This is a genomic window from Cupriavidus sp. CuC1 (assembly GCF_044627735.1).
GTDB classification, from domain to species: domain Bacteria; phylum Pseudomonadota; class Gammaproteobacteria; order Burkholderiales; family Burkholderiaceae; genus Cupriavidus; species Cupriavidus ulmosensis.
This window is the reverse complement of the sequence record NZ_JBIUHC010000287.1, coordinates 1-6265: the sequence shown is the minus strand read 5'-3', so window position 1 is coordinate 6265 and position 6265 is coordinate 1. Positions and strand designations below refer to the sequence as shown.

7 protein-coding genes and 1 tRNA gene are annotated in these 6265 nt (G+C 64.5%); 5 read left to right on the top strand and 3 right to left on the bottom strand.

Annotated features, from left to right (window positions below; all coding sequences use genetic code 11):
• Both ACGLHR_RS50295 and gloB read right to left on the bottom strand, forming a co-directional pair.
• Window positions 1-1490, bottom strand: a 1490-nt coding sequence (locus ACGLHR_RS50295; protein WP_400103430.1) for a transglycosylase SLT domain-containing protein, incomplete at its 3' end; no start/stop codon positions are given.
• A 192-nt stretch (window positions 1491-1682) separates the two neighbouring features.
• Window positions 1683-2486, bottom strand: a complete 804-nt coding sequence (gloB, locus tag ACGLHR_RS50290; RefSeq protein ID WP_400103428.1) for a hydroxyacylglutathione hydrolase — start codon at window positions 2484-2486, stop codon at window positions 1683-1685.
• Between the two features lie 10 nt (window positions 2487-2496).
• On the opposite strand from gloB, the gene ACGLHR_RS50285 reads away from it, so the two are divergent.
• From ACGLHR_RS50285 to ACGLHR_RS50265, 5 genes are all read left to right on the top strand, one after another.
• A complete protein-coding gene (locus tag ACGLHR_RS50285; protein ID WP_318237964.1) occupies window positions 2497-3288 on the top strand; it encodes a methyltransferase domain-containing protein in 792 nt (263 codons plus the stop codon).
• Between the two features lie 98 nt (window positions 3289-3386).
• A complete protein-coding gene (gene rnhA, locus ACGLHR_RS50280; RefSeq protein ID WP_267606443.1) occupies window positions 3387-3824 on the top strand; it encodes a ribonuclease HI in 438 nt (145 codons plus the stop codon).
• A 62-nt stretch (window positions 3825-3886) separates the two neighbouring features.
• Complete coding sequence (dnaQ, locus tag ACGLHR_RS50275) at window positions 3887-4609, top strand: DNA polymerase III subunit epsilon (protein ID WP_267603713.1); 723 nt, start codon at window positions 3887-3889, stop codon at window positions 4607-4609.
• A gap of 147 nt (window positions 4610-4756) precedes the next feature.
• Window positions 4757-4831, top strand: a tRNA-Val gene (locus ACGLHR_RS50270).
• Between the two features lie 373 nt (window positions 4832-5204).
• Window positions 5205-5477, top strand: a complete 273-nt coding sequence (locus ACGLHR_RS50265; RefSeq protein ID WP_318237973.1) for a hypothetical protein — start codon at window positions 5205-5207, stop codon at window positions 5475-5477.
• Between the two features lie 71 nt (window positions 5478-5548).
• Here the strand turns inward: ACGLHR_RS50265 and ACGLHR_RS50260 are convergent, their stop codons facing one another.
• Window positions 5549-6142, bottom strand: coding sequence for a ParB-like protein (locus tag ACGLHR_RS50260; protein ID WP_400103425.1), 594 nt, complete (start codon window positions 6140-6142; stop codon window positions 5549-5551).
• Between the last annotated feature and the right edge of the window lie 123 nt (window positions 6143-6265).

Genomic DNA, 6265 nt, shown 5'->3' with positions numbered 1-6265 from the left:
CCCCGCACCGCCTCGGCCCGCACCGGGACCGGCGCGGAAGCGCGGGGCGCCGGGTCGGGCGCGCTGGCGAAGCGGGCCGCCGAGCGCGCCGGCACCATCAGCACCAGGCTCTGCCCCGCCACCAGCTTGGTGCCGGAGAGCTTGTTCCAGGACTGCACCTGGCCAGCCGACACGCCATAGCGATGCGCAAGCGTTACCACCGTATCGCGCCGCCCAGCCCGCACCACCACGCGACGTGCGTCCGGCACATCCGGCTCCATGGCCATCGTGGCGCTTTCAGCCAGCGTGGCGCTGATGTCCTGGTTGCGATCTTCGGAGCGCGGCACTACGACGGTCGAGCCGGCCTTCAGCCGCATGCCCTTGGGAATGCGGTTGATCTCGCGAATCGTGTCTGCGTCGATATTCAGCCGCGCTGCCAGCGCCTCGATGCGCTCGCGGTTATCCACCGTCACCGCCGTCCAGCTCGACAGGCCGCCCCGGTAGGTGTTCAGGTTGTACTGGAAGCGCTCGGCGTTATCGAAAGGCAGCAGGATCTGCGGATTTGCCGCGCCCAGGATCACCGGCCGGTTGAAGGACGGGTTGAGCGCCTTGAACTCGTCGAGCGGCAGGTTGGCGAGCTTGGCCGCCAGCTTGACGTCGATGTCGCGCGAGGTGGTCACCGTGACAAAGTACGGGTGGTCGGGAATATCCGGCAGCTTCACCCCGTACACCTGGGGATTGGCGATGATGTTCTTGACCGCCTGCAGCTTGGGCACGTAGTAGCGCGTCTCGTTGGGCATGTTCAAGCTGGCGTAGTCGGTCGGCAGCCCGCGCGCCTGGTTGCGCGCGATGGCGCGCGAGACCGCGCCCTCGCCCCAGTTGTACGCCGCCAGCGCCAGTTGCCAGTCGCCGAACATGTCGTACAGCCGCGCCAGGTAATCCAGCGCCGCATCCGTCGAGGCCAGCACATCGCGCCGCTCGTCGCGGAACATGTTCTGCTTCAGGTTGTAGCTCTTGCCGGTGCTGGGAATGAACTGCCACATGCCGGCCGCCTTGGCGGTGGACTCGGCCTGCGGGTTGAATGCGCTCTCCACGAAGGGCAGCAGCGCCAGCTCCGTAGGCATCTTGCGGCGCTCCAGCTCCTCCACGATGTGATAGAGGTAGCGGCTTGAGCGCCCCACCATCCGTTCCATGTATTCCGGGCGCTGCGCGTACCACTGCGTGCGATCGTCAACCAGCGTGCCTTCCAGGTCCGGCATGCCAAAGCCGCGGCGGATGCGGTCCCAGATGTCGCTCGACGGCCCGCGCAGCCAGTCCAGGCTGTCGCGGTCCATGTTGATGACGGCTGCGCTGTTGATCGAATTGAGCGGGTCGGGCTTGGAAATCGCAGGTTTGGAAGCGGAGGCGGTCGCAGCGGCGCCATCGGCGCCATCAGGCGGGGTGGGCGTGCTGGCACACGCTGCAAGCAGCGCGGCACACGCAACTACCGCCAGTAATCGACCAATTTTCATTAAGTTCTCAAATCGTGACGCTAAAAATTTGCCTGATGCTAAGAAAAAGCGGCTTTCGCGTCAATGAAATTCTCCCTGCCGCGGCGCTGGGCCGAGGCCGGCAGGGACGTATCGGGCACGGGAAAACAGCCGTCCCGGCAAGGCGCGCCCAAGGCTGGCGGGCGCACCGAGGGCAGTCGGGCCAATCAGGATTCAGCGGAAATTATCTTTCCAGCCGCGCAGCGCGCCAAAGGCCGCCGCGTCATTGCCGGCCACCCCGCCGGCGTGGGCCGCCACCGCCTGGCGCACCGCGGGCACGCGCGAGCGCAGGAAGGGATTGACCTCGCGCTCCTGCCCGATGGTGGTCGGCACGGTCGGCGTGCCGACCGCGCGCAATGCATCCACGCGCGCCTCCCAGGCTGCCAGTTCGGCATTATCCGGCTCCACCGCGCGGGCGAACCGCACGTTGCTGCGGGTGTACTCGTGGGCGCAATACACCCGGGTGGCGCCGGGCAGCGCCGCCAGCTTGTCGAGCGAGGCCAGCATCTGCGCCGGCGAGCCCTCGAACAGGCGGCCGCAGCCGCTGGCAAACAGCGTATCGCCGCAGAACACCGCCGGGCCTGCGCCCGCCAGGTCCGCCACATACGCGACGTGGCCGGCGGTATGGCCCGGCACGTCGAGCACCTTCAGTTGCAGCGCAGGGTGCGCCACGTCCACGGTGTCACCTTCCCGCACCGCCAAAGTGCGAGCGCCGATGCGTTCACCGGCCGGTCCGATGACGGGCAACGGGGCGCCATCCGGCGCGGTGGGATGCGCCGCCAGCAACCCGGCCACCCCGCCCTGGTGATCGCCGTGGTGGTGGGTGATTACAATAGCGCCCAGCGTCAGCCCCTCGCGTGCCAGGAAGGCTTCGACCGGCGCGGCTTCGCCCGGGTCGACCACGGCGGCCCAGTGACCGTCGTGGATTGCCCAGATATAGTTATCCTGGAATGCGGGAATCGGCTCCACCTTCAACATGCGTGCTCCTATGTCCAAGCGTCCGATTATAAATTGGGAAGACTGGCTTGCCTCGCCTCCCGGGCAATACATGCTCCAGTGGGAGCAGGCACAGTACGACCGGACCGTGGTGGATATCTTCGGCTACCACGCGGTGCAGCTCGGCCTGCCGCACATCGACACCCTGCGCGAGAACCGCATGCCGTTCTCCGCACTGGCCCTTGCCCCCGGCAACGGGCCCCATGGCCCACGAGCCCAGGCCGATTCGCGCCAGTTGCTGTGCCGCTTCGACGAACTGCCGTTCGAGACGCAAAGCATCGACCTGATCACCCTGCCCCATATCCTGGAATTTTCGGAAGACCCGCACGAGGTGCTGCGCGAAGTGTCCCGCGTGCTGATGCCGGAAGGCCGGGTGGTGGTGACCTGCTTCAACCCCATGAGCCTGTGGGGCGCCCGCCAGGGCCTCAAGCGGCTCGGCGCCGACCCCTTCCTGCCCAACGACAGCCAGTCCATCGGCTTCGTGCGCATCAAGGACTGGCTCAAACTCCTGGGTTTCGATATTATCCGCGGCCGGTTCGGCTGCTATTGCCCGCCGTACCACACGGAACGCTGGCTGCAGCGCGCCGCCTTCATGGAGAAGGCCGGCGACCGCTGGTGGCCGATCTTCGGTTCAGTCTATATGATCTCGGCGGTCAAGCGCGTGCGCAATATCCGCCTGGTCGGCCCCGCCTGGAAGAGCGCCAAGGCCGCGCTGTCGCCAGTCGCCGCGCCGGTGGCGACGCCCACGGGCACCCACGGCAAATCCCCCGGCGACGAGCATTAAGCGCCATCAAGCGCTGCCGCACCCCAATCACCCCGGCTGGCCCCGCCGCATCGCGGTGCCACCCTTAGCTTAGCCAATACCCAATGGAACCCAGCGAAATCGAAGACGTCATCATCTACTCGGACGGCGCCTGCAAAGGCAACCCCGGGCGCGGCGGTTGGGGCGCCGTACTGGTCTGCGGCACCAACGAGAAAGAACTGTTCGGCGGCGAAGCCCTCACCACCAACAACCGCATGGAAATGACCGCCGTGATCGAGGCCCTGCGCGCGCTCAAGCGCCGCTGCCGGATCAAGGTCTACACCGACTCGCAATACGTGCAAAAGGGCATCGGCGAATGGCTGCCGGGCTGGAAGGCACGCGGATGGAAGACCGCCGAGAAGAAACCGGTGAAGAACGCCGACCTCTGGCAGGAAATGGACAAGCTGGCCCAGCAGCACGACATTACCTGGCACTGGGTGCGTGGCCACAACGGCCACCCCGGCAACGAACGCGCCGACGCCCTCGCCAACCGCGGCGTCGACTCGCTCAAGGGATAAAGCCGGCCCATACCGACCCACACCGGCCCGACTCCCCCGCCCCACCGGTTAGAATGCCCGCCATGCGACAGATCGTTCTCGACACAGAAACCACCGGCCTGAGCGCCGCCACCGGCGACCGCCTGATTGAAATCGGCTGCGTGGAGCTGCTCAATCGCCGCCTCACGGGCAGGCATCTGCACTTCTACGTCAACCCGGAACGCGATATCGACGAAGGCGCGATCGCGGTGCACGGCATCACCGTGGACTTCCTGGCCGACAAGCCCAAGTTTGCGCAGGTGGTCAACGAGATCCGGGACTTCGTCCAGGACGCCGAACTGATCATCCACAACGCGCCCTTCGACCTTGGCTTCCTGGACATGGAGTTCAAGCTGGTCGGGTTGCCGCCGTTCCGCGAGCACGCCGGCAATGTGATCGACACCCTGCGCGAAGCCCGCCAGATGTTCCCCGGCAAGCGCAACTCGCTCGACGCCCTGTGCGACCGCCTCGGCGTCAGCAACGCCCACCGTACCCTGCACGGCGCATTGCTCGATGCGGAGCTGCTGGCCGAGGTCTACCTCGCCATGACGCGCGGCCAGAACTCGCTGGTGATCGACATGCTCGACGGCGGCGGCGCCGAGAGCGACGCAGTGGCCGCCACCGACCTCTCCCGCCTCGACCTGCCCGTGCTGATGGCCAGCGAGGAAGAAGCCACCGCCCACCTGGCGGTGCTCAAGCAGCTGGAAAAGGCGAGCGGCGGCAAGGTCGTATGGAAGGAAGCACCGCCGGCGAGCGAAGCGGCATAAACGGCATAGGCGGCATAAGCCGACCGAAAGTAGCCCGATGGGATTTTTTGCAGAAATTTCCAGGAAGGGCTTTACAAGATACAACGGCGCTGACATAATCTTGTTTCTCTGCAGCACGGCAGCACGGCAGCAACAGCGCAGCAGCAGGGGTGGTTAGCTCAGCGGTAGAGCACTGCCTTCACACGGCAGGGGTCACAGGTTCAATCCCTGTACCACCCACCAAATTAGTGGCTAGCAACTGCCTACGTTGCCAAGAAACCCAGACAGCGAAAGCTCTCTGGGTTTTTTGTTGTCTGGCATTGACCAACATACGCCATCGATACCCAACATCCCTGCCCTGGCACAGAGCGAGATCCGGTGGGCCAGGCTGGGGGGGCGGCTCAGCCAATCATTTGCCCAGCCATTGCGAGAAATACTGCGTTACAACTCCACTCAGGCAAGGCGTCATCCCGCCCCGTTTCCCTGGCGTTAGTTGGACATGTTCGGCACTTGCCGCCGGACATCATCAACCAAGGGGAGCGTCGCAATGTTTGCTAAGAAGATTCTGGGTAGCGTGGCAGTCGCGGTTTTTGCAGCCAGCCTCGCTGGAGGCGCAATGGCCAACGAGAAGGATTCGCGCTGGGAAAGAAACCATCCCCGCCGCGAGCAGGTCAATAACCGCCTCGCCAACCAAAACAAGCGCATCCACCAGGAGGTCAAGGAAGGCGAGCTGACCCACCGTCAGGCCGCCGCGCTGCACCATCGAGATGGTCAGATCCGCCAGGAAGAACGCATCATGGCAAGCCAGAATGGCGGGCATATCACGCGGCAGGAACAGCGAACGCTCAACCACCAGGAAAATGCAGTCAGCAGGCAAATCGGTCAATAACTGGTGCCTTGCTGGAATAGGCAGAAGGGGCTTCGGCCCCTTTTGCTTCCTTTTGCCTCCTTTGGTGCCGACTACGCCTTGTATCCTGGCAGGCCGACAGCCAGCTTGCCTTTTGCTAACGTGAGGGCTCGCTGGACCGCCGCGTGGAAGTCAGCGCTCAGGTCTTCGACGGCGATGGAGCGGCGAAAGAAGTCCGCCCACACGAACTCCGCAAAGGCGGTGGGCGTCTTGGTATAGCCACCAGCGTCTCGCACATACCCGGCCAGCGACCGATACGGATCGTCGACCAGTTTCTCCAGGTGATTGGGAACCGCAGCGTAGTAGTGCCTCACGCCGTGTTCGTCCAGGGGATGAACCCATAGGTTCTTGTCCATCTCTGCCCAGAAATCGTCCTGCGCGCAAGCCGACAGATCCGCCTCCACGGTGAAAAAGCCGGTGGTGACGCCAGCTTCCAGGGCAGCCCGCCCAAGATGATGGTGATCGGTGATGTAAAGCTTGCCGCCTGGCCCGCTCACCGCCGGGATAGGGTGGGCCTGCAGGAATTCGCGCTGCTCGGCAGGCTTTAGCGAGGCCAGGTGTTTCTTCTTGTCCTGTACTTCGATCATGCCGACCGTTAGCTGCGTCGGGTGGAGTTGATGAATCAAGGATTCGCGCGCAGTTGGCATGTTGCCCTCCTCGTCATTTTTCTGAACAAGACAAGATTAGCAGGCAGTGGGGTATCCATTTAACCGGAGTCGTCACGTCTCCACGGCCGATTTTGCCGGGGGCGATCGAGACTGGGAGGATGT

Coding starts and splice junctions, on each gene's coding strand:
- gloB (WP_400103428.1), bottom strand. CDS start 2,486: ATGTTGAAGGTGGAGCCGATTCCCGCATTCCAGGATAACTATATCTGG.
- ACGLHR_RS50285 (WP_318237964.1), top strand. CDS start 2,497: ATGTCCAAGCGTCCGATTATAAATTGGGAAGACTGGCTTGCCTCGCCT.
- dnaQ (WP_267603713.1), top strand. CDS start 3,887: ATGCGACAGATCGTTCTCGACACAGAAACCACCGGCCTGAGCGCCGCC.
- ACGLHR_RS50265 (WP_318237973.1), top strand. CDS start 5,205: ATGGCCAACGAGAAGGATTCGCGCTGGGAAAGAAACCATCCCCGCCGC.
- ACGLHR_RS50260 (WP_400103425.1), bottom strand. CDS start 6,142: ATGCCAACTGCGCGCGAATCCTTGATTCATCAACTCCACCCGACGCAG.